Source organism: Peptostreptococcus sp. D1 (assembly GCF_900112955.1).
In the GTDB taxonomy this organism is placed as follows: Bacteria; Bacillota; Clostridia; order Peptostreptococcales; family Peptostreptococcaceae; genus Peptostreptococcus.
On the sequence record NZ_FONP01000001.1, the window covers coordinates 160954 to 186498 of the forward strand.

General features: G+C 32.8%; 20 protein-coding genes. 4 read left to right on the top strand and 16 right to left on the bottom strand.

Features of this window, described 5'->3' with window-relative positions; all coding sequences use genetic code 11:
- Positions 1 to 46 precede the first annotated feature (46 nt).
- From BM120_RS00765 to scfB, 11 genes are all read right to left on the bottom strand, one after another.
- On the bottom strand, positions 47 to 523 hold the full coding sequence (locus BM120_RS00765; RefSeq protein WP_091992587.1) for a SoxR reducing system RseC family protein: 477 nt from the start codon (positions 521 to 523) through the stop codon (positions 47 to 49).
- Positions 524 to 528: 5 nt separating this feature from the next.
- On the bottom strand, positions 529 to 2319 hold the full coding sequence (gene aspS / locus BM120_RS00770; protein WP_091992588.1) for an aspartate--tRNA ligase: 1791 nt from the start codon (positions 2317 to 2319) through the stop codon (positions 529 to 531).
- A gap of 81 nt (positions 2320 to 2400) precedes the next feature.
- A complete protein-coding gene (gene hisS, locus BM120_RS00775; RefSeq protein ID WP_091992589.1) occupies positions 2401 to 3690 on the bottom strand; it encodes a histidine--tRNA ligase in 1290 nt (429 codons plus the stop codon).
- A complete protein-coding gene (gene hemZ, locus BM120_RS00780) occupies positions 3680 to 5272 on the bottom strand; it encodes a coproporphyrinogen dehydrogenase HemZ (protein ID WP_091992590.1) in 1593 nt (530 codons plus the stop codon). Before hemZ ends, hisS begins: the two co-directional genes overlap by 11 nt.
- Entirely contained in the window at positions 5272 to 5898 is a 627-nt protein-coding gene (locus BM120_RS00785) for an MBL fold metallo-hydrolase (protein WP_091992591.1), read from the bottom strand. Before BM120_RS00785 ends, hemZ begins: the two co-directional genes overlap by 1 nt.
- An 8-nt stretch (positions 5899 to 5906) precedes the next feature.
- Complete coding sequence (dtd, locus tag BM120_RS00790) at positions 5907 to 6356, bottom strand: D-aminoacyl-tRNA deacylase (protein ID WP_091992592.1); 450 nt, start codon at positions 6354 to 6356, stop codon at positions 5907 to 5909.
- Between the two features lie 8 nt (positions 6357 to 6364).
- Complete coding sequence (locus tag BM120_RS00795; RefSeq protein ID WP_330389276.1) at positions 6365 to 8614, bottom strand: RelA/SpoT family protein; 2250 nt, start codon at positions 8612 to 8614, stop codon at positions 6365 to 6367.
- Positions 8615 to 8647: 33 nt separating this feature from the next.
- The gene (locus tag BM120_RS00800; RefSeq protein WP_091992593.1) at positions 8648 to 9169 is read right to left on the bottom strand and encodes an adenine phosphoribosyltransferase; all 522 of its coding nucleotides are present in this window, start codon (positions 9167 to 9169) and stop codon (positions 8648 to 8650) included.
- A 141-nt stretch (positions 9170 to 9310) separates the two neighbouring features.
- A complete protein-coding gene (gene recJ / locus BM120_RS00805; protein ID WP_091992594.1) occupies positions 9311 to 11767 on the bottom strand; it encodes a single-stranded-DNA-specific exonuclease RecJ in 2457 nt (818 codons plus the stop codon).
- Between the two features lie 110 nt (positions 11768 to 11877).
- The gene (locus BM120_RS00810) at positions 11878 to 13542 is read right to left on the bottom strand and encodes an ABC1 kinase family protein (protein WP_091992595.1); all 1665 of its coding nucleotides are present in this window, start codon (positions 13540 to 13542) and stop codon (positions 11878 to 11880) included.
- A gap of 3 nt (positions 13543 to 13545) precedes the next feature.
- Positions 13546 to 14919 (bottom strand): thioether cross-link-forming SCIFF peptide maturase, encoded by a 1374-nt coding sequence (gene scfB, locus BM120_RS00815; RefSeq protein ID WP_091992596.1) that lies wholly within the window; start codon positions 14917 to 14919, stop codon positions 13546 to 13548.
- A 155-nt stretch (positions 14920 to 15074) separates the two neighbouring features.
- Here scfB and BM120_RS00820 point away from each other — a divergent pair, with 155 nt between their 5' ends.
- Both BM120_RS00820 and BM120_RS00825 read left to right on the top strand, forming a co-directional pair.
- Positions 15075 to 16079, top strand: coding sequence for a hypothetical protein (locus tag BM120_RS00820; protein WP_442956743.1), 1005 nt, complete (start codon positions 15075 to 15077; stop codon positions 16077 to 16079).
- A 265-nt stretch (positions 16080 to 16344) separates the two neighbouring features.
- Positions 16345 to 16995, top strand: coding sequence for a hypothetical protein (locus BM120_RS00825; RefSeq protein ID WP_091992598.1), 651 nt, complete (start codon positions 16345 to 16347; stop codon positions 16993 to 16995).
- A gap of 185 nt (positions 16996 to 17180) precedes the next feature.
- On the opposite strand, the gene ptsP is transcribed toward BM120_RS00825, so the two are convergent.
- From ptsP to BM120_RS00850, 5 genes are all read right to left on the bottom strand, one after another.
- A complete protein-coding gene (ptsP, locus tag BM120_RS00830) occupies positions 17181 to 18896 on the bottom strand; it encodes a phosphoenolpyruvate--protein phosphotransferase (protein WP_091992599.1) in 1716 nt (571 codons plus the stop codon).
- A 65-nt stretch (positions 18897 to 18961) separates the two neighbouring features.
- Positions 18962 to 19225 carry an HPr family phosphocarrier protein gene (locus BM120_RS00835; RefSeq protein WP_091992600.1) on the bottom strand — a complete coding sequence of 88 codons (264 nt, stop codon included), beginning with the start codon at positions 19223 to 19225 and terminating at the stop codon, positions 18962 to 18964.
- A 225-nt stretch (positions 19226 to 19450) separates the two neighbouring features.
- Positions 19451 to 21193 carry an Eco57I restriction-modification methylase domain-containing protein gene (locus tag BM120_RS00840; RefSeq protein ID WP_091992601.1) on the bottom strand — a complete coding sequence of 581 codons (1743 nt, stop codon included), beginning with the start codon at positions 21191 to 21193 and terminating at the stop codon, positions 19451 to 19453.
- Between the two features lie 52 nt (positions 21194 to 21245).
- Positions 21246 to 22238 carry an N-acetylmuramoyl-L-alanine amidase family protein gene (locus tag BM120_RS00845; RefSeq protein ID WP_242941515.1) on the bottom strand — a complete coding sequence of 331 codons (993 nt, stop codon included), beginning with the start codon at positions 22236 to 22238 and terminating at the stop codon, positions 21246 to 21248.
- Between the two features lie 39 nt (positions 22239 to 22277).
- Positions 22278 to 23066, bottom strand: coding sequence for a Cof-type HAD-IIB family hydrolase (locus BM120_RS00850; protein WP_091992602.1), 789 nt, complete (start codon positions 23064 to 23066; stop codon positions 22278 to 22280).
- Between the two features lie 162 nt (positions 23067 to 23228).
- Here BM120_RS00850 and BM120_RS00855 point away from each other — a divergent pair, with 162 nt between their 5' ends.
- On the top strand, positions 23229 to 24281 hold the full coding sequence (locus tag BM120_RS00855; RefSeq protein ID WP_091992603.1) for an LCP family protein: 1053 nt from the start codon (positions 23229 to 23231) through the stop codon (positions 24279 to 24281).
- A gap of 227 nt (positions 24282 to 24508) precedes the next feature.
- On the top strand, positions 24509 to 25486 hold the full coding sequence (locus BM120_RS00860) for an LCP family protein (protein ID WP_091992604.1): 978 nt from the start codon (positions 24509 to 24511) through the stop codon (positions 25484 to 25486).
- The last annotated feature ends 59 nt before the right edge of the window (positions 25487 to 25545 follow it).

Below are 25545 nucleotides of genomic sequence, written 5' to 3' on the forward strand. Positions count from 1 at the left end.
TAACGATTAATTGTTTATTACTGTCTATTATTTTTTATTATTTTTTCTAATTCGAAAATTGATCTAAAACATTCTCAGGCTTAATATCTCCCACTATCCTTGTGACAGTTGGCATATATCTCCTGCTTTCTCTAAAAGAATTATCCTTCCTCTTGATGAAAATGTACGAAATTCCCGTCAATACAAGCCCAGAAACAAATGACAATATTTCTAATTTGTTTCCAGTATATCCGATATTCTCAAGCAGATAAAATGATGCTACCGAGCCGACTATCAACGCTATAAGAGGTATTCCATAAACGATAAATATTGCTCTCATCACATCTATCTGTTCCATTGACACCTCAACATACTGTCCCTTTTTTGCACCGATTTTGTTCTGTACCTCGACAATAATATCCTGAGATTCGCTATTGCTAGCCCCAATGCATTTTCCACAGCTCGCACACGCAGATAGTCTCTGCATCTTGAACATCGCTGTATCATCACTCGTTACTTCAAGAATATAGCCTCTTTGATCCATAGTTATCACTCCTTGTCTTCTAGGGATACTCTGATACTCAATTCTTCTAGCTGATTGATCTCCGCCTCTGTAGGTGCATTTGTCATTGTGCAGACAGCATTTTGGTTTTTTGGAAATGCGATGACTTCTCTGATGTTTTCAGCTCCTGCCAACAGCATTACCAGTCTATCCAACCCAAACGCTAAACCACCATGAGGAGGTGTTCCAAATTTAAATGCTTCCAACAAATATCCAAATTTGTTATTCGCCTCTTCATCAGAAAGTCCTAGCGCTCTGAACATTTTTTCCTGCACCCTTGCATCAGAAATTCTAATAGAGCCTCCACCGATTTCGTATCCATTTAATACTATATCATACGCTCTTGCTCTTAATTTAAGCTTATCATTGTCTTCTAATTTATCTATATCTTCTTCCATCGGTGACGTAAACGGATGGTGCTTTGCGATAAATCTTCCGTTTTCTTCATCCTCCTCAAATACAGGAAACTCAGTAACCCATAGTAAATTAAACTTATCAGGATCTGCAAGCTTTAATTTATCAGCGACAGCTATTCTAACCTGCCCTAATGAATCATAAACCACAGAATCCTTATCCGCAACAAATAGCAGAAGATCTCCTACCTTTGCCTTCATGGCATTCTGAATATTTATCAGCTCATCTTCACTAAAGAATTTTGCAATTGGCGATGTAACACCTTCAGTTGTAATCTTCATCCATGCCAAGCCTTTTGCTTTATATGTTTTTGCATGTTCCTCCAAATGTGTGATTGCTTTTCTTGTAAAAGAATCTGCCTCACCAACGACATTGATACCTCTAACCGAGTATCCCTCCCTTGCAGCGCAGTCAGCAAATACTTTAAAGCCGCAGCTTTTCACTACATCACTAAGATTCACAAGCTCTAGTCCATATCTTGTATCTGGCTTATCAGAGCCATACTTATCCATTGCTTGAGCGAATGTCATTCTTGGAAAAGGAGTCACGATGTCTTTATCCAATACTTCTTTGAATATTTTTTTCAACATTCCTTCCATTATTTCCATAACATCATTCTCATCGACAAATGACATTTCACAGTCTATCTGAGTAAATTCAGGCTGTCTATCAGCTCTCAAGTCTTCATCTCTAAAGCACTTAACTATCTGGAAATATCTATCCATACCACTTACCATCAACAGCTGCTTATAAAGCTGTGGTGATTGTGGTAATGCATAAAATTTTCCAGGATTTACTCTTGAAGGTACAAGGTAATCTCTGGCACCCTCTGGAGTAGGTTTTATCAAAAATGGTGTTTCTATTTCACAAAAATCATTGTCTGTTAAATAATTTCTTACTACATTTGCGACCTTTGCTCTCAGCATCAAATTCTTTTGCATCTTCGGTTTTCTAAGATCAAGATATCTGTATTTAAGTCTTAAAGCCTCACCCACTTCATCATCATCCTTGATGTAAATAGGTGGTGTCTGAGATTCATTTAATACTCTTATTTCCTCTGCAAAAACCTCAACATCACCAGTAGGAATATTACTATTCTTTGACTCCCTTTCAAAAACCTTTCCTCTGATGGCTATTACATACTCACTACCTAATTTTTCTGCCTTTTCAAAAGCAGCTTTACTGACATCATTATCAAAAACTATCTGAGCAATGCCACCTCTATCTCTTAAGTCGACGAATACCAATCCACCTAAATTTCTTTTCTTCTGAACCCAACCCATAAGCACAACCTCTCTACCTATATCGTCAAGTCTAAGACTACCTGCATAACAAGTCCTTTTCATTCCCTTAATAGTATCCAACTTTTTTACCTCCAAGCTTTAAATCATCTATTTATTAGTTTGTATCCAATAACTACCAGCTCAAACGAACTGATAGTTACTCTAGGCATCCAAATCATTGTTCAAATCTAGATTCCTTTTTTTCAATTCATCAACTATTTCGCTGATTTTAATAAGTCTCTGTTCTCCAGTTTCCATATCCTTTAGGCTTGCTTCATCTTTTTCTAGTTCATCATCGCCAATAACGATCGTAAACCTTGAGTTAATCTTATTCGAGTATTTAAACTGAGCCTTTACACTTCTATCCAAGTGGTCCTTGTCAGCAGAGAAATGCTCTTTTCTCAATTCCTTTAATAAACTAAATGATTTCAATTTTGCCTTTTCACCGATAGTCACAATAAATATATCAGTCCTATTTGGATTTTCAATCTCAATGTCGTTTGCTTCAAGTGTCAGCAATAATCTCTCAACACCCATACCAAATCCTATTCCACTAAAACCTTTTGGACCACCGATTAACTCTACAAGTCCATCGTATCTACCACCACCACAAACTGTAGATTGTGAGCCAAGGTCATTTGATATTATCTCAAAGGCAGTTCTCTTATAATAGTCCAACCCTCTTACAATTTTCTTATCAACAGAATACTTAATGTTCATCTCATCAAGATATTCTTTTAGTGTTTCAAAATGCTTCTGACAATCCTCACACAAATGATCAGCCATTAGAGGTATATCAACAATATTTGCTTGACAAGTCTCGTTCTTGCAATCGATAACTCTCATAGGATTTTTTTCTCTTCTATCATTACACAAATCACAAAGAACATCTGATTTCTGCAATAGGTAGTCTTTTAGAAGTCTGTTGTAGCTTTCTCTACAAACAGGACATCCAACTGAGTTTATTGAAACAGCTAGATCGTTCAAGCCCAATTCATTCAGAAACTGCATAGCAAGAGCGATTACCTCAGCATCAAGTGACGGAGAATCACCCCCTATTGCCTCGATCCCAAATTGGTGAAATTGCCTTTGTCTACCGGATTGCGGTCTTTCATATCTAAAGCAAGGTGTTATATAAAATAATTTGGTCGGCTGAGCATCAGCATTCATTTTATGCTCGATAAAAGATCTCACTACACCTGCTGTACCTTCTGGTTTCAATGTAATCTCTCTATCACCCTTATCGACAAAGGAATACATTTCCTTCTGAACGATATCAGTAGTATCTCCAACGCCTCTTTTGAATAATTCAGTATGCTCAAAAATTGGAGTCCTAATTTCTTCATAGCCGTAAATCGAACAAATCTCTTTGAATTTGTTCTCCAAAAAATTCCATTTATAAGATTCTTTTGGAGTTATGTCTTTTGTTCCTCTTGGAGCACTAATAACCATTTTTCTTTACCTCCGCATATTTTTTATCTATCATATCGTCGACTCTATCAATGTAGATTTCAACATTTTTAACATCGTCTACCCTTTCAATTCTGTTTTCTTTTAAGTACACAAATTTTGAAACAGCACCTGCTCCAATCGCATAATTAGACTGCATTTCTTCCATTATCTGCATATTGTACAAACATTCCTTTCCATCCTTTGAATATCCAATATTTTCCAAATTTCCAAGCATATGTTTTTGTCTGTACAAATAATATGGGAAATATTCATGCATACTCATATATTTTTGAGATATTTCAATCATCCTGATCATACTTTTATAGGAAGTCAAATCACTCTTATAATCCTCAATATTAATATTTAAATCGGATGCTCTCTTTAATGCAAGAGTGTGGACTGTCACGCTTTCAGGATTTAATTTTACGATTTCTTTCATCGTATTTTCAACCATATCAGGAGTTTCCCCTGGAAGACCGAGTATCAAATCCATATTTATATTATCAAAGCCAAGCTCTCGTGCAATCAAAAAACAATCAACTATATCATAAACTGTATGATTACGCCCTATCTTATCAAGTGTATCTTGATTCATAGTCTGGGGATTGATGCTAATTCTCGTAACTTTGTTTCTTTTCAAAGCTTCTAGCTTCTCTCTCGTTATACTATCAGGTCTACCAGCCTCGACAGTAAACTCCTCAAGCTGTTCTAAATCGAATATTTCAAAAATAGCCCTTATCAAAAAATCGAGCTGCTCGGCATCTAATGCTGTTGGAGTACCTCCACCGATATAAAGAGTTTCTATTCTCTTTCCCTGAAATTTAATTAAATCTCCAAGCCCCTTTGCCTCATGTATCAATTTTTCTAAATATGAATCTCTCAGCTTGCCAAATTTTGCAAGAGGGTGGGATGGAAAGGAACAATACAGACATTTTGTTGGACAAAACGGAATGCTTACGTACAATGAGATTTTGTCTTCATCTACTGGATAAATGTATTTTCTTTCCCTTTTTGCCACCTTCATCAACAAATCTATCTTTTCATCAGATATTAAATAATTATTTTTCAAAATATCAATGACCTTAGCTTCAGATAAATCATCATCCAACAATGAATGCACTATTTTTAATGGTCTTATTCCGGTCAAAATCCCCCATGGTACGTATGCATCAAACCTATTCTTTAGAAATTCAAACATACTCTTTTGAATCAATCTCTTTGAAACACTCTTTATTACATTATCTATTTTTTTTTCGTTATTTGCAAATTTTTTTTCAAAATCTAAATGCTCGGATAATTCTTTTTGGTAGGCTACTATATTATTGCTTATGACAATAGTTTCTGAAATTATTTTAATAGAGTGTGTAGCTCTATCAATATGCAGCCTATTGATCAAAATATCATTATCTAAATCACTCAATTCATAAATTTTTTTTGATATTGCCAATGAGTCAAACTCATCTTCATTATTAACGTCAAAAACTTCTGAGCTTTCAAGAAATGAAAACTCAGAAGAAAATAGCTTTAAAAATTCAGACAATTCATACCTATAGTCATGTCCAATCAAAAGTATATCTATCATTATATCACCAATTTCATATAATAATTACTATTTTTTTCTCTGCCAATGGTACTGGCAGGACCATGACCAGGGTAGATAACCAAATCATTTTCCATCTTTGACAGCTTCTTTAAAGACTTCAGCATCTGGTTATAATCGCCGCCATATAAATCTGTTCTTCCAATAGACCCCATAAATAGAGTATCTCCAGTAAACATATCCATTCCACATCTAATACACATTCCACCTTCAGTGTGTCCTGGAGTGTCGAAGAATGAAAAAGTATGTTCTCCCATCTTCAGCTTTTCTCTATCTGAAACATAGATATCAGCTTCTATCTCCACTGGGTATGGAAAAAACTGATTACTTAAATTTTTATTTGCATCATTTAACATTTCTTTTTCATTGATATTTGCCACTATTTGAGCATTTGTAAGCTTCTTCAGCTCCAGCACATCTCCAATATGATCTGCATGAGAATGGGTCAACATTATATATTTCACGACCAAATTATGCTTTTTTATAAAAGCTTTCTGTTTATCAAAGCAAAGGGCTGGATCAATCACGACAGCCTCAAGTGTATTTTCATCATAATATATATAAGTATTCTCTTGCATCATCGAGTCCACTATTACCTCTAATTTCATAAGACCTCCTAAAAATTTTTTTTCGAATCTATCAACAATGTCACAGGACCATCGTTTATCAGTTCAACCATCATATGTGTTCTAAATTTTCCAGTCTGTACATTTATGCCATAAGCTTTTGCCTTTTCCACAAAGTCAATATAGAACTCATCTGCCTTATCCGGTCTTGCTGCATCAGAAAATCCTGGACGCCTTCCCTTTCTACAATCACCGAATAAAGTAAACTGACTTACCACCAACAGCTCACCACTAACGTCAAGCAACGATAAATTCAATTTTTCATTTTCATCCTCGAAAATTCTAAGATTCACAATCTTATCAACCATATAGTCGACATCCTTTATCTCATCATCCTCGCCCACACCCAACAGCACGAGCAAGCCTGAATTTATTTTTCCAACCACTTCTCCATCAACGCTGACATTTGAAGCTGTCACCTTTTGAACTACTGCTCTCATATACACCTCTATCTACTATGAACTCTGTATGTATCCTCTACACCAGGTATATTGTTTAATTTTCTCATCACGTAATTCAACTGCTCAATCCCATTTACCTCTAGGGTCAAATCAATCGTAATGCCGATCTCCGAACCCTTTCTAGCATAAATTCCATTTAGCCCTACTTTTTCATTTGAAATCACGTGTGTTATCTCGTTTAAAATTCCTCTTCTATTATTTGCATTCAATTGAATGTCAGCCTCAAACCTCGAATCATTATCCTCAACCCATGAAACATTAATCATTTTTCCAGCATTATTTTCTTTATCTCTAATAATATTCTCGCAATCAGTTCTATGAACTGTCACACCTCTTCCCCTAGTGATATATCCAACTATATCATCACCTGGAAGTGGACTACAGCATTTTGCAAATCTTACATAAATACCGTCCAAACCATCAACTTGAACACCTGTATGCCTTTTTTCTCTCTTTTTTGATTTTGCTGCAGTTTTTAGCTTTTCATTTTCAAGAGCATTATGCTTTTCAATATCTTCTTCTTGATTTATTTTTTGCTCCTTTTCTTGCTTTCTAGCATCCTTTAAAATAAAATCTCTAACCTTTGTTACGACTTGATTTCCTGCAATTCCACCATACCCGACTGTTGCCAAAAAATCGTCATAATCTGGCTGATTAAACTTTTTAGAAATCTCTCTCAAAGCAGCTTGAACATTTTCATCATTTTTATTTAGATTCAATCTCTTGAATTCTTTTTCTAATATGGCAGCACCACGCTCAATATTTTCTTCTCTTCTTTCTTTTTTAAAATACTGCCTAATTCTATTTCTAGCATTGGAGGTTTTGACCATATTAAGCCAATCTCTACTAGGTCCCGGAGAATTTGAAGATGTATGAATTTCAACAATATCACCATTCCTCAGCTTGTATTCAAAGGAAACAATTTTTCCATTTACCTTTGCTCCAATACATTTGTTTCCTATGCTTGAGTGAATTCTATAGGCAAAATCTACTGGAATAGATCCATTTGGCAATTCTACCACCTCACCTTGAGGGGTAAATACATAAACCTGAGAATTAAATACATCCTCCTTCAAAGCGTCAAGAAATTCATGAGGGTCGGTAACATCCTTCTCCCACTCCATCATCCTTCTAAGCCACTGTAATCTCTCATCGACACTTGAAATTGCCTCATCGGACTTACCTTCCTTATATTTCCAGTGGGCGGCAATACCGTATTCAGCAATATCATGCATTTCGTGAGTTCTAATTTGTATCTCAAGTGGCTCGCCATCAGAGCCAATAACAGTAGTATGCAATGATTGATACATATTAGGCTTTGGCATAGCTATATAATCTTTAAATCTACCTGGCATTGGTTTCCAAAGAGTATGAATAATACCCAAAACACCATAGCAATCCTTCACAGAATCTACAATTACTCTTATTGCTATCAAATCGTATATCTCGTCAAAGCTTTTATCCTTGATTTTCATCTTTCTATATATACTATAAAAATGCTTTGGTCTCCCGTATACATCACAAGGAATGCTTGAGCTTGTAAAATTTTCTTTTAAAAGCTTTACAATATCCTCGATATAGGATTCTCTCTGTTCTCTTTTCATTCTTACTTTTTTTACTAGGCTGTAGTATCCATCTGGATCCAAGTATCTTAGAGACAGGTCCTCCAATTCCCATTTGATTTTAGAAATACCAAGTCTATTAGCAATACCTGCGTATATATCCAAGGTTTCTTGAGCCTTGTACTTGGCTTTGTCTGGATTCATATACTCTAAGGTTCTCATATTGTGAAGCCTATCCGCCAGCTTTATCAGAATAACTCTCAAGTCCTTTGCCATTGCAAGAAACATCTTTCTTAGGTTTTCAGATTGAGATTCTTCCTTAGTCATATACTTTATCTTACCAAGCTTAGTTACCCCATCAACCAAAATAGCGACATCCTTGCCAAACATTTCTTCTATATCTTTTTCTTCATATTCAGTATCTTCTACAACGTCATGTAGAAGTCCTCCACAAATCGTATCAACATCCAGCTGCATATCTGCCAAGATATTTGAAACAGCTACAGGATGAATAAAATACGGTTCTCCAGATTTTCTGAACTGGTTCTCATGAGCTTCCCTGGAGAGATAATATGCCTTTACCACCTTTTCACAATCAGCATTAGGTGAATATGACAATATTTTATTTATTAATTTTTTCAAATCTTCATCATAAATTATTTCGTTATCGCTCATAATTTCACCCCTTTCAAACTGACCGTCATCTGATTATTCTTCAGAATAATGAACTAAAGTATTTACATTATAACCATCAAGCTTTTTTCTACCATCTAAGAAGTCCAGTTCAATCAAAAATTCTATAGAAACCACTTCTCCACCAAGCTTTTCAATCAATTTTGTGGTAGCTGCAACAGTTCCACCTGTAGCCAATAAATCGTCAACTATTGCTACACGCATCCCTTTTGTTATCGCATCCTCGTGTATTTCAAGAACATCTGTTCCATATTCAAGGCTATATTCATAGGATTCTACTTTTCCAGGCAATTTTCCTGGTTTTCTTATCGGTACAAAGCCTACACCCAGGTTATATGCAACAGGTGTTCCTAGAATGAAGCCTCTGGCCTCAGGTCCTACAATAATATCCACATTATGCTTTCTAAGATTCTCGGATATACAATCAACTGTATATCTAAAGGCTTCTCCATCCTTTAAAAGTGTTGTAATATCCTTAAATCCAATCCCTGGCTTTGGAAAATCCTTAATTTCTCTAATTTTTTTTGATAAGTCCATGCTTCCCTCCATAAATATTTATATATTTAGTCTATATTTATTTTATTTTCTTTTAATATTATTCAATTCGATTGTATATGATTAAATCTCTATATGTTTAATATAATTCTTTACATTTAATTTAATCTAATCAATACCAATTTAATCCAAGCTGTACATTTTAATGAATTTTTCTAAATCACTAGATATCTTTTTTACGATAACATTGTCTTCAAGGTTTACCTTTTTTTCAGGTCTTGGCAACAGCTTGAAGCTGACAGCTCCATTTTCCAAATTGATATTAAAATCTATTAGATCTTCTGTTTTCAAAATATTGATAATCAACAATGCACTAACTACTGGTACTCCAGTATTTTCGACCAGTTCTCCAATATTTAGCTCACCAATTGACAGATTGTCCAAATACTTGTAAACTCTAACAAATTTATCTCTGTCAAATTTCATGCTAGAAAATTCTCTCATTAAATGCACAAAATCACTTTCATTAACATTCATAATGATATCAGTATTTTCATCTTTTTCTTCAAGTATATAATAAACTTCATCTAAATTATTTGGATAATCATACATAATAATTTTATTATATCCTTTAATATCTCTTTTATCAATATTTGATATGAAAATGAACTCTATTTTTTCATTGTTCAATATATTTATGTCGGAAAATAATCTAAACATTCCGTTTAAGGTATTTATAATAATCAAATTTTTTCCATCGAATAATTCGGCTATATTTTCCACTCTTTTATTATTACGATTGATTATGTTATCTACAATTTTGGATGGTCTTTCTAAATAATAATGATTGTTGGCACAATCACTATTATTATCATTTATTACCCTCTCACAATAGCTCAAAACATTATTAGCATACTCACGAAAAAAATTAGTATGTTTATAAACCGACCTTGTTTTATTTAACCTAATGTCCTTTATTAAAAGCTGAACTTTTGTACTTCCATTGAATGTATTTTTATCCGCCTTAAATACCAAATCTATACTGTCTCCAGCTTCAAATAATTCCGATAAATGAGCCATACCAAATCCCACACACTCGAAGCTTTTTTCTTTTTCAATGCCTATCTTCAAATGTTTTTTATCTTTTCCAATAAGATATTTGCTTTTAACAATGCAGTCCCTCATCAAAAAATACGGTGTTGGATTATTGATTCCGAATGGTTCCAAGTCATGAAGGCTATCCACAAATTCTAGATTAAGACTATCCTCAGATATTTCATATTCAATTTTAATTTCCTCAATCAAGTCTTCATTTGACAAAGAATATTCTGCAGCATGGTTTAGCCTAACTCTTATATTTTCGATATCCTCTTCCTTTACTGTCATTCCAGCAGCTTGCTCATGACCACCAAATTTAATCATATATTCCTTACATTGAAGCAGTGCTGAAAACAAGTCAAAGCCTTTAATGGATCTTGCAGAGCCAACTGCCACACCATCTTCTATACACAACAAAACACAAGGCTTATAATACTTTTCAGTTATTTTCGAAGCTACAATACCTATTATTCCATGATGCCATCCCTCAGAAGCCAAGACGAGTACTTTGTCATTGCTAGAGCTATTTTTTTCAATCAGCTCCTCCGCTTTTAAAAAAATAGCTGATTCTATTTCTTGTCTTTTCGAGTTATTAATATCCATAATTTCGGCAATTCGCTTTGCCTCCTCTGTATCCTTTGTCGTAAATAACTTAACCCCCAAATTTGAAAAGCCTAGCCTTCCGGAAGCGTTAATTCTTGGTCCCAATGCAAATCCCAAATGTGAGCTATTAATCTTTGTATCCACCAATCCACATACTTCAATAAGAGCCTTCATTCCGATATTTTCGCCTTTTCCTATCATTTCAAAACCATTTTTTACAATGATCCTATTTTCATCTAGAACAGGCATCATGTCACATATTGTAGCAATCGAAACTATTTCCAGATACTTGTAGATATCCTTGTAAAAATCATCTCCGCTCAAAGCATGAATTAATTTAAAAGCAATTCCACAGCCACATAAACCTTTAAAAGGATAATCACAATCAGGTCTTTTATGGTCGATTACTGCAACCGCATTCGGAAGTCTTTCCTGACATTCATGATGATCAGTTATTATAACATCTATTCCTTTTTCTCTAGCATATTCCACCTCGTTTACAGACGTAATTCCGCAATCTACCGTAATTATCAAATCTGCATTATTTTCTTTTAAATAGTCGATCGCATCTGTATTAAGTCCATATCCTTCTTCTAGCCTGTTCGGAATATAAAAATCTACGTTTTTGTATCCGATATTATCAAAAAATATCATCATAATTGATGTTGAAGATACTCCATCAACATCATAATCGCCGTAAACAAATATTTTTTCATTTCTCGAAAAAGCTGAATATATTCTTTCGACTGCTTTATCCATATCTTTAAGCAAAAATGGATTTCTTAAAAAATCTAGATTTGGATTTAAAAACATATCTAGACCATCGTCTGCAACCGATCTATTTATCATTATTTGAGCAATTTCATCCGAAATTCCCTTTTCAATTGTAAACTTATTGCCACTGGGCTTAGATTTACATTTTAATGTCCATTTTTTCATACTTTATTTACCTTTATTTTAATACTCATTTGTTTTGTTTCTAATTCATTTTATTTATAATTTGTTTTGCATCTAATTTTTATACACTCATTTATATATTTTATTAATTTTTATCTATTTTTGTAGTTATCTTTCAAAATCATGAAAATGAGAACTATGCCTATTATAAACGATAGAATAAATCCACTTATACTTACATATCTTATCGTGGCATTCTTTTCGATATTAGAGGATGCCAATATCAATGACGATCCAATAATACATGCAGCCAGCGTGATGCTCATAGATATCAGCGTCATAAGCTTTCTAATTGACTCCTCCAGCTTTGGAGATTTAAATTCTCCTATATCCAGCTTCATATTGTTTTTTTCTAGAATTCCCAGTATCGTCTTTATTTGATTCGGCACTCTGATTAAATCATAATAATACTCATCCAAATTGTATTTTGCATTCTTTAGATTTCTTTTTAAATCTAGCTTCTCTTGCTTATAATATTTTAGGTATGAACTAGCGATTGTCTCTACGCTAAAATCTTTATATAGACCTCTCGCCGTACCCTCCAAAGTGACAATCGTTTTACCTAATATAACAAGCTGAGAAGGCAATGTAATCCTGTAATTCCTCATAAACCTAAAGACTTCATCCAAAATTTCAGCAATACTCAGCTTGTCAAAAGGAATATCGTAATAATAGTGAATCAAAAGCAACAAATCTCGTCTTAGCATCTCGTCATTGTTATTGGCTGGCAATGCATTCATATCTGTCAAAATACGAATAAGCTTATCAATATTTTTGCTAGTAGAAGATAAAATAAGCTGGTTTAAGTATGATAGAGTTCTGTCGTCAATAATTCCAATCATCCCAAAATCCACATATGCAATTCTATCATCATCCATTATAAAGATATTTCCTGGATGTGGATCCGCATGAAAAAAACCACATGTCATTACCTGCCTAAAAAAGGATTTAACTCCTCTTTCTACAATTGCCTTCTTTTCATAATCAGTCTTATTATGCTTGTCAATATCAGAAAGACATATCCCCTCAATCTTTTCCATAACCAACATTTTTTTTGTCGTATAGTCATTATATATCTCTGGAATAACTACTTCTCTACTGTGCTTGAAAATGCTGCCAAGCTTCATTCCATTAACAGCTTCAAATTTATAATCCAACTCCCTAATTAGTTGAATCTCCATCTCAGAGATAAACTCATAAATATCTATGTTCCAATCTTTTTTAAGCATATCCAAATTGCTTGATATTCTTTTTAATATGCTAATATCAGCTTTTATTATATTGTCAATTCCGGGTCTTTGCACCTTGATTACAACTTTTTTTCCATCCTTTAGCACACCTTCATATACCTGACCAATGGAAGCTGCTGCAATAGGCTTTGAGCTTATAAATGAAAAAACGTCCTCTATACTGGAGCCCAACTCCTCTTCAATAATTTCCATCGCAATCGTATCATCAAAAGGCTCTACGTCATCCCTCAATTTACTCAACTCTTCAATTATCTCATCGTCAAAGATATCTTTTCTGGTGCTTACAATTTGCCCTATTTTTATATATGTAGGTCCTAGCTCTTCAAAAGCGCGTCTCAAACGTTGACCAGTTGTCATGGCTTTGACATCGTCTTTTGGAGCCCTTGTTATTATCTTTCCCGCAACCGAATCCTTGTTTAGCTTATCAACGATAAAGCCAAACCCATATTTAATAAGTACTGATGCAATTTCTCTATATCTTCCAAGATATTTATAGCTTACTCTCATATATTACTCACCCTCAGTCAATAACTTAGCCTGTATCATTATCGCACACTCTGTTCTTTTCTTTTGCATTTCACACCCCAAATAATAAGGCTTTGAAATATCACCATTAAAGTTTATCGCATTTGCGTGGCAACCACCAGAGCAATAAAACTTATTCCAACAGGTCTTGCACTTTTCTTTATTATATACATGAGCATTTTTAAACATACTCTTTACACTTTCCGGAATTAGAATTTCAGTATCATTTATATTTCCCAAAATAAATTCATCCTTACCAACAAATTGATGACATGGAAAAATATCTCCATTAGGGACTACTGAAAGATACTCATTTCCAGCACCACAGCCAGTAATTCTCTTAATAACACATGGTCCCTGATTCAAATCTACCATAAAGTGAAAAAATTTAAATTTTTCACCTCTCAATTGTCTTTTCGCAAGTATATCTGCATAGCTTTCATATTCCTCAAAGATCTTAGGCAAATCCTCTTCTCTAAGAGCAAATGGATTTGATTCATCATCTACAACTGGTTCAATTGAAGTCAATTCAAATCCCAAATCAGAAAAATGCTCGATATCCTTTGAAAAGTCAAGATTATCTCTAGTGAATGTACCTCTTACGTAATAAAATTTATCCTTTGATCTCTGTCTTACAAGCTTTTGGAACTTTGGAACTATAACATCATAGCTTCCTCTATCATTGACTGTTGGTCTCATTAAGTCATTTATTTCTCGTCTTCCATCAAGCGACAAGACCACATTATGCATATGCTCATTTATAAAATCTATTTTCTCGTCATCCAATAGCACTCCATTTGTCGTTATTGTAAACCTGATGTTTTTATTTGCAGGAAGCTCTTTTTCCCTACCATATTTAACTAATTCTTTTACGACATCCCAATTCATCAATGGTTCACCACCAAAGAAATCTATCTCAAGATTTCTTCTATTGCCACTATTTTCAATCAAAAAATCTATTGCCTTTTTTCCTATATCTAGTGGCATCAGCTCTGCTTTACCACCAAAATCACCTTGCTTTGCAAAACAATATTTGCACTTCAAGTTACAATCGTGAGCAACATTTAGACATAGAGCCTTAACCACTGGTTTTCTATCTACAAAGCTTGGATGTAGCTCATATTCATCTTCACTGTATAGCAATCCCTCTTCAACCAATTGCTTGATTTCATTATACGATTCGTCGATTTGCTCCTCTTTGTATTCGCTTCGCAAAATATTCTTTATTTCATCAATAGATTTGTCCTCATAATAATCTAATACCTTATATGTTATATCATCAACAACATGAACAGCTCCACCATTTACATCTATCACTATGTTGAGTCCATTCATGTTATATTTATGTATCATTTTCAAATTTTTTCCTCCTTGATATAATTTCCATCTGTATATTATACCATATTTTTAGCACTAATTACTAGAATTACAAAAGGTTACATCATTAGAGAAAATATTTTTTTTGTATTTTCATTATGTTTTGTGATATAATGAACATAATTAGTGTATGGGAGGTGTATGTATTGAAGCTTTTTATGAAAACTCTGGCTTCATTGTTGTCTGTCACGCTCGTTGCAACCTCACTTGCAGCTTGCTCGAAGAAAAGCACAGATGAACCAGATAAAACACAAACGACTACTACGAAAATTGAATATATAACTGAAATAACAAAGGAAAATGTTGAAGACATTGTAATTGAATACAAGGAAGTTCTTTCTTACTACAATGATTTGAAAAATAATCTTAAAATTTTGAGCGATATAAGCAAAGATCCTCAGCTTGAAAGGGATGCTATCACTGCAAAGGACTCAATAAAAAACGGAGAGACCCTGCTGGGCAATCTCACTACAAAATATAAGCCTTTGTTTGATGCAAAGGAAGTATTGAAAAAGATGTATTCAATTTCTTTGGAAATGTCAGACAGTGTTGTCAATGACTCTGCTACATATGAAAAAAAATTAAAAGAATACGACGAGCTATTTAAGGATTTCAAGAAAAGGATGGATCAAATAAGAACTGATATTGAAAAAATAAGAGGCAAGTCCCCTACTCAGGATGAGCCTTTAGATCCAAACGCTGAAAACAAGGATAAAAATACCGATGTAAACAAATCAAGCGATAAGGACAATAAAAATAAGTCAAAAGACAGCTCTTCAAGCAAGTCAGAAGACACTAACAATGGCTCTAGTAAGAATAATTCGTCTTCAAGCAATTCTGGAAAAGCATCTGGATCAAACAGTCAAAATAGCGGAAAGGATCAAATAATATCAGAAAATAGTAGCGAGTTTGTTCCAAAGGTTTCTAGTCTTAACAGCAGTATAAGAGGTGAAATCAAGAATGCAGGTTATAGTGCTGGTACCAGCTACAAGCAAAGTGGTGGAGATGCATCAAATTTAAAACAAGTAGCGGCTCAAATGTTTAATGATATTGAGGGTGATAATCCAATCAATTCAAGTCAAATAGCTGAAGCTAGACAAATATTTGTAAACGCATTTATTAGTGCATATAATTCAAATTAACCATAAAAAATATTAACATCAAATATATAGTTTTAGAGCTGACCAAAAATAAATTTTTGGTCAGCTCTTTTTTCGAAAATTCATTTTTTATAATACATCATAATTATCAATGAATCTATAAATAGTATGTCATATTAAAATAGAATTTTATAAAATATTGGTCATTTTTATATTTTTTCATAAAAAAGACTAGACTTATACAATAAAATATGATAATATTTTATATAGAAAAAGGTTTTCTAAAATAAAACGGAGGTACAAACTTATGTTGGGTGATGTTGTTAGATATAATTTTTTTGCTCTAGATAATGTTGACAAAGATACTTACTCTTTGGATTATGCAATTGTTTTAGATATTGATGAAAAGAATAATACAACAAAGATTTTACCAATCTCAAACAAGTTTCACAAGGAATCGATAGAATCTTTTTGTATCGGTTACATCCCAGGTTTTGTTGAAGTAAAAAATGAAGGCTACGTGAACAATAAACAGTATGTTCATTTCAACAAAGTTATTGATGTTAATGATAATGAATTATACCCTGTTCATGAACAGGATTTGTGTGGCAATATATCTAAGGATGACAGCGGTTCTCCAATCAATGTCGCTTTGGATATTGAGCAACTAGAAAAAATTGTTAAGAAGTATCGTATTTATGAAATAGGCGAAGAAAAAAATTTAATTAACCTGTTGATGAAATCTGATGCCCACTACGAGCTTTCAAATGATACAGATATAGAAAAGTTACAGAAAATCAGTAGCTTAAAAATGGAAAAATATAGAGAATATAATTTCAATAATAACAAGATTATTGTTTTCTTTGTCGATGGAAAGAGATATTCAGTTAAGCTTACAAAAACTGATAATCTTGATTTGAACTCAAGAAACAACAGACTAAAAACTATTCTAAATTAGTCTAATACAATTATTACGCTATTACGTTTTGTTTACAAAACTACCATAATCACTTCAAAGTCTTTTTAGACTCTAAAAAATACTAGATTAATATCTAGTATTTTTTAGTTTTTGTTTTTATTCAATTTTTTGTTTTTATTGTATATTTTTATTTTTTTACTATAGGTTATTATTGTATATTTTTATTATCTATTCGCTATAAAATTATCCATATAAGATTCGATTTCTTCCGCTGTAGATAAAGCTAAAATATCTTCTGATAGCTTTTCCATATCGCTTTTACTTACAGAATTTATCAACCTTCTAGCTCTTAAGATAGAAATTGGAGACATCGAGAATTCATCCAATCCAAAGCCAAGTAGAATAGGAATCATCTTCTGATCACCAGCAGATTCTCCACACATTCCAACCCATTTTCCCTCAGCATGAGCGTTCTTTATAACCAATCTTATCAATCGAAGAACTGCCGGATTAAATTGATTATAAAGATAACTGATTTTTTGGTTCATCCTATCAACTGCACATGTATACTGAATCAAATCATTTGTACCAATAGAGAAAAAATCCACATGCTTTGCAAGTATATCAGAAATCACTGCAGCAGAAGGTATTTCTATCATCATTCCAATTTCAACATCATCAGAATAAGCTACACCCTCTTTCTCAAGCTCGTGCTTTACATCCTCACACACTTTTTTTGCAGATAGCAATTCTTCCAATGAGGATATCATTGGAAACATTATTCTAAGCTTGCCAAACATTGATGCTCTATATAGTGCCCTCAATTGTGTTTTAAAAATATCAGTTCTATCCAAACACAATCTGATTGCTCTGTATCCCAAGAAGGGATTCATTTCCTCATCCATTTCAAAATAGCTTAATTTTTTGTCTCCACCTATGTCAAGAGTTCTAATTACGATAGGCTTGCCATTCATACCTTCAAGCACTGCCCTATAAGCCTCAAACTGAACTTCTTCACTAGGAAGCTCATTGCTATCCATATACAAAAATTCTGTTCTATATAGACCAACACCCTCTGCATCATTTTTAATAAGACCCTCTACGTCATTCGGAGTACCAATATTACCTGCCAGCTCAACAACCCTTCCATCAATAGTTATCGATTGTTTCCCCTTTAGAAGCTCAAGAGATTTTTTATCGATCTCAAATGCTTTTTTCTTTTCAGTGTATAAATCTATTTCTAGCTGCGTTGGATTTATTATTACTTCGCCTTTGTCTCCATCAAAAATTACAAATTCGCCATCGTTTGCCTTCTCTGTGATGTCATTTAATCCAACTATAGCAGCAATTTCAAGAGTCCTTGCCATAATAGCAGTATGAGAAGTTCGTCCACCAATATTTGTCAAGAATCCCAACACCTTAGACTTATCCATAACAGCAGTATCAGAAGGAGTTAAGTCGTTAGCAACCAATATTACCTCTTCATCTAAGGATGACAAATCTACAACCTTTATCCCAAGAATATGTCTCAATACTCTATTTGTAACATCCTTTATGTCAGCAGCTCTTTCCCTCATATAATCATTGTCCATAGATTCAAAAATAGAAACAAACATTTCCTTTACGCTGTCCAAAGCATATTCAGCGTTTACAGATTCATTTTTTATTTTATTTTCAGCCTCTCCAATAAACTCTGGATCATCTAAAACCAACAGATGTGCACCAAATATTTCAGATTCCTCTTCGCCTAGCTCATTTTTAACTTTTTCTTTTACATTTTGAAGCTCAGCCTTTGAAATTTCCACTGCATCACTTAATTTTACAAGTTCTTTTTCAACATCAGAGTTTTCTCTCTTCTCGATTATCATCTCAGTATTTTCTAATACCAATATTTTTCCTATCGCAATACCAGGAGATGCTCCAATACCTTTAATAACCATAATCTTTCCTCCTCAAATAATACAAAAAATGCTAAGAGCAAAACCCTTAACATTTAAACCTTTATTTATTTTTCTCCAAAACCGTTTTCCACTAATTGTACCATTTCATTTAGTGCCAACTCTTCGTCTTCTCCATGTGTTTCTATTACTATCTCAGTTCCCTTAGCCAAACCAAGCTTCATTATTCCCATAATAGATTTAGCATTGACCTTTTCACCATCGTAAACAAGCTCAACACTTGATTTGAATTCTGACGCTTTCTTTACAAATAAACTAGCTGGTCTCGCATGTAGACCTGTCTCATTAATAATTGTTACCTTTTTTTCCATAATAACCTCCACTTTTAAAATAATCGATTATACAACTCTATTGTATAACACTTATCTATTTATATACAAGCCAATTGTATAATAATTAACTAAATTAAACCATTTATTGCTATTGAAGCGCAATATATTTATTTCATCAATACTGCGTATCAATAAAATCTTACATATATTTTACCCCATTTTTAAGTAAAATACTACATATATTATTTTATTTTTTATATTTTTTTACAAACAAGAAAAAATCAATGCATCAATCCGCTCTTGCAAATGCTTTTTTTCATTTTCATCACTAGTACTCAAGATTTTTTTTGACAATTTTTCTATATCTCCATAATTTTCGTCGATAAATATACAGGCTCTATTTAATGAATATGGGTAGTACTCTACAATACCCTTTCCCATTTTTTTCAAAAAGGACCTTAGATATATTTCATAAACCTCTGAATTGAGCAGTCCCAATATGTATTCATAGGAAATTTCACCTTCAAGCTCTTTCTTTATCGTCATAGAGTAAACATCAGCACTAAAATAAATATTATCATTGTCCAATGCAAATCTATTGTCTCTGCTTTTGAACGGAAAAATAATTTTACTTTTGCAAAATAATTCCTTATTTCTTCCCCACTGAAGATCAAACCATCTTCTAGCTCCAAGCCTTACTTCCCTGCGATTAAGTAATCTTTCTTTGAAGATTTCCAGCTTTTTAAGGTATTTCTCATCAATTTCATCCGCCTGCAAATCATTGCTATATACAAGAACCAGCTCAGAATTTTCCACTCCATATTTTTTTATATGCTTCGACTTTATCCAACTCTTTTTCACATCAACATCCAAATTTTTTATCACTTCAGAACTCGACTCGAAAATAAATGCACTATCACAGCCTGTTATTATTCCCTGATGAAAATCCACAATATCTCCTAGCTTATAATGTTCTTTTTGTGACAATTTTGTTGAAATCTCCATCTCCCGTTCATTTAATATACACCAGTTGTCCTCGCTCATCATAAGGAATCCACGCTCTCTTTTTATTCTACCATCTACACTTGAAATCGAAAGTATCTCAATAAGAATATCGGAAAACGCATTGTCTTCAAGCGAATCAGAAACTTTTTCAAATGTAATAATACAGCTCGATGTTCCAACATTGCTTGAAAACGCATCTGGATCTCTCAAATCAACTATTGAAATTATCTTTATATGATTTCTCAAATATTTTCTAAGGTACTTACCTGATTCTGCTTCAAAAAAATACCTTGGAACAATATATGTGCATATTCCGCCTATCTTCAGCAAATCCACTGCAGCTTTAAAAAAGCAATAATATAAATCGGACTTATCCTTATATACATCAGCATAATTTTCTCGAAGAAGCTTTGAGTAATCGTTTGAAATCTCCTTACTACCAACATAAGGTGGATTTCCTATCAAAAGGTCAAACCTTGATTCAAATATATTCCCTTCTCTGTAGAATAAAGCATCACCCTCTATAATATTATGTGAAAAATCAACCTTTGAGAAATTTACAAGCTCTTCATATTTCTTACTGAAAATATCTCTAGAAAAGTCAACTGATTCTCTATCCTTTTCAATTGCAAACACATTATCCTTTATGTTTATCAATATATCCTCAATGCTAAGCTCTCTACCATAAGAGAAATACTCATTTATCGATTTATTTACTTTTAATCTATTGTCATCAAGCTCCTCAAGCCAATTTTTTCTAAAATTTAGAAATCTATCAATTACCTCAAAATAGAAAAAACCACTACCAGATGCAATATCAAGTATTTTTAAATAAATCAAATCCTTTTCTTTGTAAATTTTTTTATTTCTGATAATAGTATCAAATGTAATATCTATCATAAAATTTACAATATCAGAAGAAGTATAATATATCCCCTCAGCCTTACATTTTTTTTTGGATAAACTATCCCAAAATTTCTGTCCTGATTTGTAATGATCCACGTATTTACCTCATCTACAATTAATGTCTATATTACAAGCTTTTACACAAAATTTATCTATAATTAATTCTGTCTGCCTTTATCTCTTTTCTGTTAGTGTCGATAAAGCTCAATATACCAGTGCTAATTCCATCTGCCAAATCTTTTAATTTTTCCTTATCCTCCAAAATTGCTGAATCTGATTTATTTGTAATAAACCCAGCATGAATAATCACTGATGGCATTTCAGCGTATTTAAGAATATCATAGCTTTGATTTACCACACCACGATCTCTCAATTTAACAAATGAAATTGTAGTTTCTTGAATTTTGATTGCCAATTTCTTTGAAAGTTCTTCTCTCTTTTCTACTTTTGATTCATCTGCTATGGTTATTGTTTTCTTTGTCATATCAGAACTGGAGCTATCATCCTTTTTTTCTTCACTTGCATCTGAAACTATAGACGGCTTCTCCTTTGGATCTGTATAGTATGTGTCAATCCCATTCGCATCATCTCCATTAGCCTGAGCATTCAACCTAATAGAAACAATAATATCCATATTATTATTTTTTGCCATTTTAGCTCTTTCCTTGACAGACATATCTTCATCATACTCTCTTGAAAGAATTACATTAACATCTTTGTATTTTGATAGATTTGTACTTACTAATCTGGCAATATCCAAATTAATATCTTTTTCTGAAAGCTTTAATTTTTTTGTCGACAGCCCTTCGTTATTTCCACCCTTTGCAGGATCTATCATTATGTTAATAACATTATCCTTTTGCTTTTGAATTTCCTCAGCATTCAATTTCTTAACTGTTTTCGTACTGTTATCACTTCTAAATTTACCAATAAAGCCTGATGTAACCTTGTATAGGCAAAAAATCAGAACAAAAACCATCAAAACCAAAAAAAACAGTTTTTTTAGGTTTAATCTTCTTGAAGCTTTACTCTTTCTATTCATATGATTGCTACTAGAATTTCTTTTACTATTTCTAATAGAATTGTTCTTTTTTCTACCACCTCGCTTGGTGTTTCTTACATTATAGGTATTTTTCGCCATAATATCACCACTTAATCATTTTACTCGCACCAATAAAAATCATTCAATACCAAAAAATTCTTTTAATACAGTAATTACACCATATTCATTGTTCGAAGGAGCTGTATATCTGCTTATTTGCTTTATTTCATCAACTGCATTCTCCATGGCGTAACTATAATAAACCTGATTTAACATATCAAAATCATTCATCTGATCGCCAAATGCCATACATTCTTCTTTTGGTATACCCAGAATTTCCTGAGCTCTCTTTAAAGCAACACCTTTACTTGAGCCCTTTGGTACTATATCTAACCATTCAAATCCTGATGTACATATTGTAGCCACATCTGAAAATTTATCCTGAAGCTGTTTAAAATCACTGTCGTATCCGTTTTCAGAGTATACGGAAATCTTCACAGGAGGCTCATCTATTTCAAAGAAATCCTTTACAATGGCATGTTTTGGTAAATATAGCTTCGCATTTCTAATTGACAACTCGTCATCTGAATCTATATAGGAATACTCTACTCCACAATACACAGTTTTTTTATCCGGCATACTTTTTAAAGTATTTAATATTTGTTTTGAAAGATCTTCTTCAAACATCGAAATACAATAGGTTGTTCCCTCTATATCTATCACAGTTCCATTATCAGAAATGAATACAATCCCTTCCTCATATCCAGCAAATTCATCTTTTATACTTGCCATCTGCCTTCCACTTGCAACACAAAATGTAACTCCTCTATCCTTTAAAGCATTCAAAACTTTTCCAAATTCTGGAGATTTTTTCTTATTATCATCCAAGAAAGTTCCATCCATGTCAACTGCAACTAATCTAACCATCAATTACCTCCTTAATTCTTTTTCATCTAATATTATACCATACTTGTAAACACTAGATAAAATTATTCATCTTAAATCATAAAATTTTAATATTTCTATTTACTTGATGAAAAATATAAACTATAATATTGTAGTGACTTTTACAGAAAAGAGGGTGATAAAATGTCTTGGCTAAAAAAATTCGTAATTATTTTAGCTATATTAGTTGTAATAATACCTATAGCATTTGCTGGTATTATTTATTCAAAACTAAAGACAATGCAGGTAAATGGCGATTTTTCAATACTGGCAAATAACGACTATAAATATGATAATAGCATTACAAACATTCTTCTTATAGGCTCTGATGCCAGACCTGGAGAAACCATATCTAGATCGGACTCCATGATGATTTTGACAGTCGATGGAAAGCATAAATCATTAAAATTGACCTCTCTAGGAAGAGATGTTTATGTTAGTATTCCAAATCATGGTTATGAAAAACTCACACATGCATACGCATATGGTGAAGAAAAATTGCTGATTGAAACTATTGAAAATAATTTTAAGCTTGATATACAAAATTATGCGAAAGTGGATTTTTACACGTTCATCGATATAGTAGATGCTCTTGGTGGAGTTGAAATCGACATCCAGCCAAGTGAAATTAATGAAATGAATAAGTTTATCAAGGAAGCCTATTCATGGGATAAAAAGAAAAATAAAAATAAGATTGAGTATATTACAAAATCTGGAAAACAACATTTGAAAGGATACCAAGCTCTTACATATGCAAGAATTAGAAAAAATGATGGAACAATGCAAAGAGATAATAGACAGAGAGTTCTAATTGAGGCAATTCTTAAGAAAGTCGAATCCACATCCTTTACAAAGTATCCAGAGCTTCTTGATGCTGTTATGCCATATGTAAAAACAAATATGAGTCCATCAGATATAATGCTTCTAGGAAAAGAGGTTTTGTCTATAGGAAATTTCCATATCAATACTATGCAATTTCCACTTCATCCAGAGAACGAAATCAGATTACCTGAATCTGGATATGTAATACCATTTGAACAATATGAAGTTAAATTTTTACATGACTTTATTTTCAACAACAAGAATCTTGACAAACAAAAACTCCTTGATGCTGATGAAAATTGGAAAGCATCTGGTAAAAAATCTCAGTATCCTGAAAACAGCGAATATATGAGATATAAATCATATGGATATTAGAATAATATATGGATATTAAGATAACACACAAATCTAAAATATTATCGGTAATATAAGCTCATATCTCTATAAAATAACGAAAACAAAATTGTAAGATTTTTTCGCTACGAATAAATCTTACAATTTTTTTATGATTTTATCAATATTAACAAATTCTTAAAAATCGTCGTCAGTTATGCCTAATTTAATATTACTGGTATAGAATTAAACTAGAGAGGTGCAATTTTATGAAAAGACTAAAACAATTAATGATAATATTACTTCTGGTTTTACTAGCAACACCCTTGGCCATATTTGGTCTATCAGTTTCATATTTAAGTAAAATAAACTCAAGCAACATCGACACAGGCTCTTTGGAAAAGCATTCATATGCCCATAAAGATGGAATAAAAAATATACTTATTTTAGGATCTGATGCTAGACCTGGAGAAAATGCTTCAAGAACAGATTCTATGATGATACTGACAATAGACAATGTAAATGACAGTCTCAAGATAACATCACTAGCTAGAGATGCGTTTGTAAACATTCCTGGCTATGGCTATTCAAAGTTGACTCATGCATACGCTTATGGCAAGGAAAAACTTTTAATTGACACCATTGAATCTAATTTCGAGATAGATTTAGATGATGTTGTATTAATCAACTTCCAATCATTTATATCAATCATTGATGCCATAGGTGGTGTAACCGTTAACGTAACCGAGGATGAAATGACAGAGATGAATAAATTCATACCTGAAACCTATAAATGGAGTGAAAATCCAGATAAGGGGGAAATGACATTGATAACAAGGGTAGGCTCACAAAAATTAAATGGATACCAAGCACTTTCCTTTGCTAGAATAAGAAAAAATGACAGTGCATTTGGTAGAGATAACAGACAGAGAATGATTGTTTCCAATCTGCTAAAGGAAATTAAAAATACGTCGAAGCTAAAATACCCATTTTTGATAAAGGCAGCAGCACCTTATATCAGCACAAATATGAGTACAACAAAGATGATAAAGTATAGTATTGATGTGTTAAGAATAGGTACTGGCTCAATTAAACAAATGGAGTTTCCAATTGTATCATCAGAAAAATATTCAACTGGCGGAATTTATGGAAGCTACGGATGGGTACTTAGATTTGAGCCAGAATCAATAAAGATACTTAAAAGCTTTATCTTTAATGATGTACAATTCGATGAATCCAAAAACTAAAAACCCCAGTATTTAAATGTAGATTTCATACACTCTAAATCACAAAATACTTTTCTGCT

Bases quoted from the DNA above. Each gene is read 5' to 3' on its own strand.
- BM120_RS00765 (WP_091992587.1), bottom strand. From the start codon at position 523: ATGGATCAAAGAGGCTATATTCTTGAAGTAACGAGTGATGATACAGCG.
- dtd (WP_091992592.1), bottom strand. From the start codon at position 6,356: ATGAGAGCAGTAGTTCAAAAGGTGACAGCTTCAAATGTCAGCGTTGAT.
- BM120_RS00850 (WP_091992602.1), bottom strand. From the start codon at position 23,066: ATGGTTAGATTAGTTGCAGTTGACATGGATGGAACTTTCTTGGATGAT.
- hisS (WP_091992589.1), bottom strand. From the start codon at position 3,690: ATGGTTATTAGTGCTCCAAGAGGAACAAAAGACATAACTCCAAAAGAA.
- ptsP (WP_091992599.1), bottom strand. From the start codon at position 18,896: ATGGTTATTAAAGGTATTGGAGCATCTCCTGGTATTGCGATAGGAAAA.
- BM120_RS00795 (WP_330389276.1), bottom strand. From the start codon at position 8,614: ATGAGCGATAACGAAATAATTTATGATGAAGATTTGAAAAAATTAATA.
- recJ (WP_091992594.1), bottom strand. From the start codon at position 11,767: ATGAAAAAATGGACATTAAAATGTAAATCTAAGCCCAGTGGCAATAAG.
- BM120_RS00810 (WP_091992595.1), bottom strand. From the start codon at position 13,542: ATGAGAGTAAGCTATAAATATCTTGGAAGATATAGAGAAATTGCATCA.
- hemZ (WP_091992590.1), bottom strand. From the start codon at position 5,272: ATGATAGATATACTTTTGATTGGACATGACTATAGGTATGAATTGTCT.
- BM120_RS00825 (WP_091992598.1), top strand. From the start codon at position 16,345: ATGTTGGGTGATGTTGTTAGATATAATTTTTTTGCTCTAGATAATGTT.
- BM120_RS00835 (WP_091992600.1), bottom strand. From the start codon at position 19,225: ATGGAAAAAAAGGTAACAATTATTAATGAGACAGGTCTACATGCGAGA.
- BM120_RS00800 (WP_091992593.1), bottom strand. From the start codon at position 9,169: ATGGACTTATCAAAAAAAATTAGAGAAATTAAGGATTTTCCAAAGCCA.
- BM120_RS00855 (WP_091992603.1), top strand. From the start codon at position 23,229: ATGTCTTGGCTAAAAAAATTCGTAATTATTTTAGCTATATTAGTTGTA.
- BM120_RS00860 (WP_091992604.1), top strand. From the start codon at position 24,509: ATGAAAAGACTAAAACAATTAATGATAATATTACTTCTGGTTTTACTA.
- BM120_RS00785 (WP_091992591.1), bottom strand. From the start codon at position 5,898: ATGAAATTAGAGGTAATAGTGGACTCGATGATGCAAGAGAATACTTAT.
- BM120_RS00845 (WP_242941515.1), bottom strand. From the start codon at position 22,238: ATGGCGAAAAATACCTATAATGTAAGAAACACCAAGCGAGGTGGTAGA.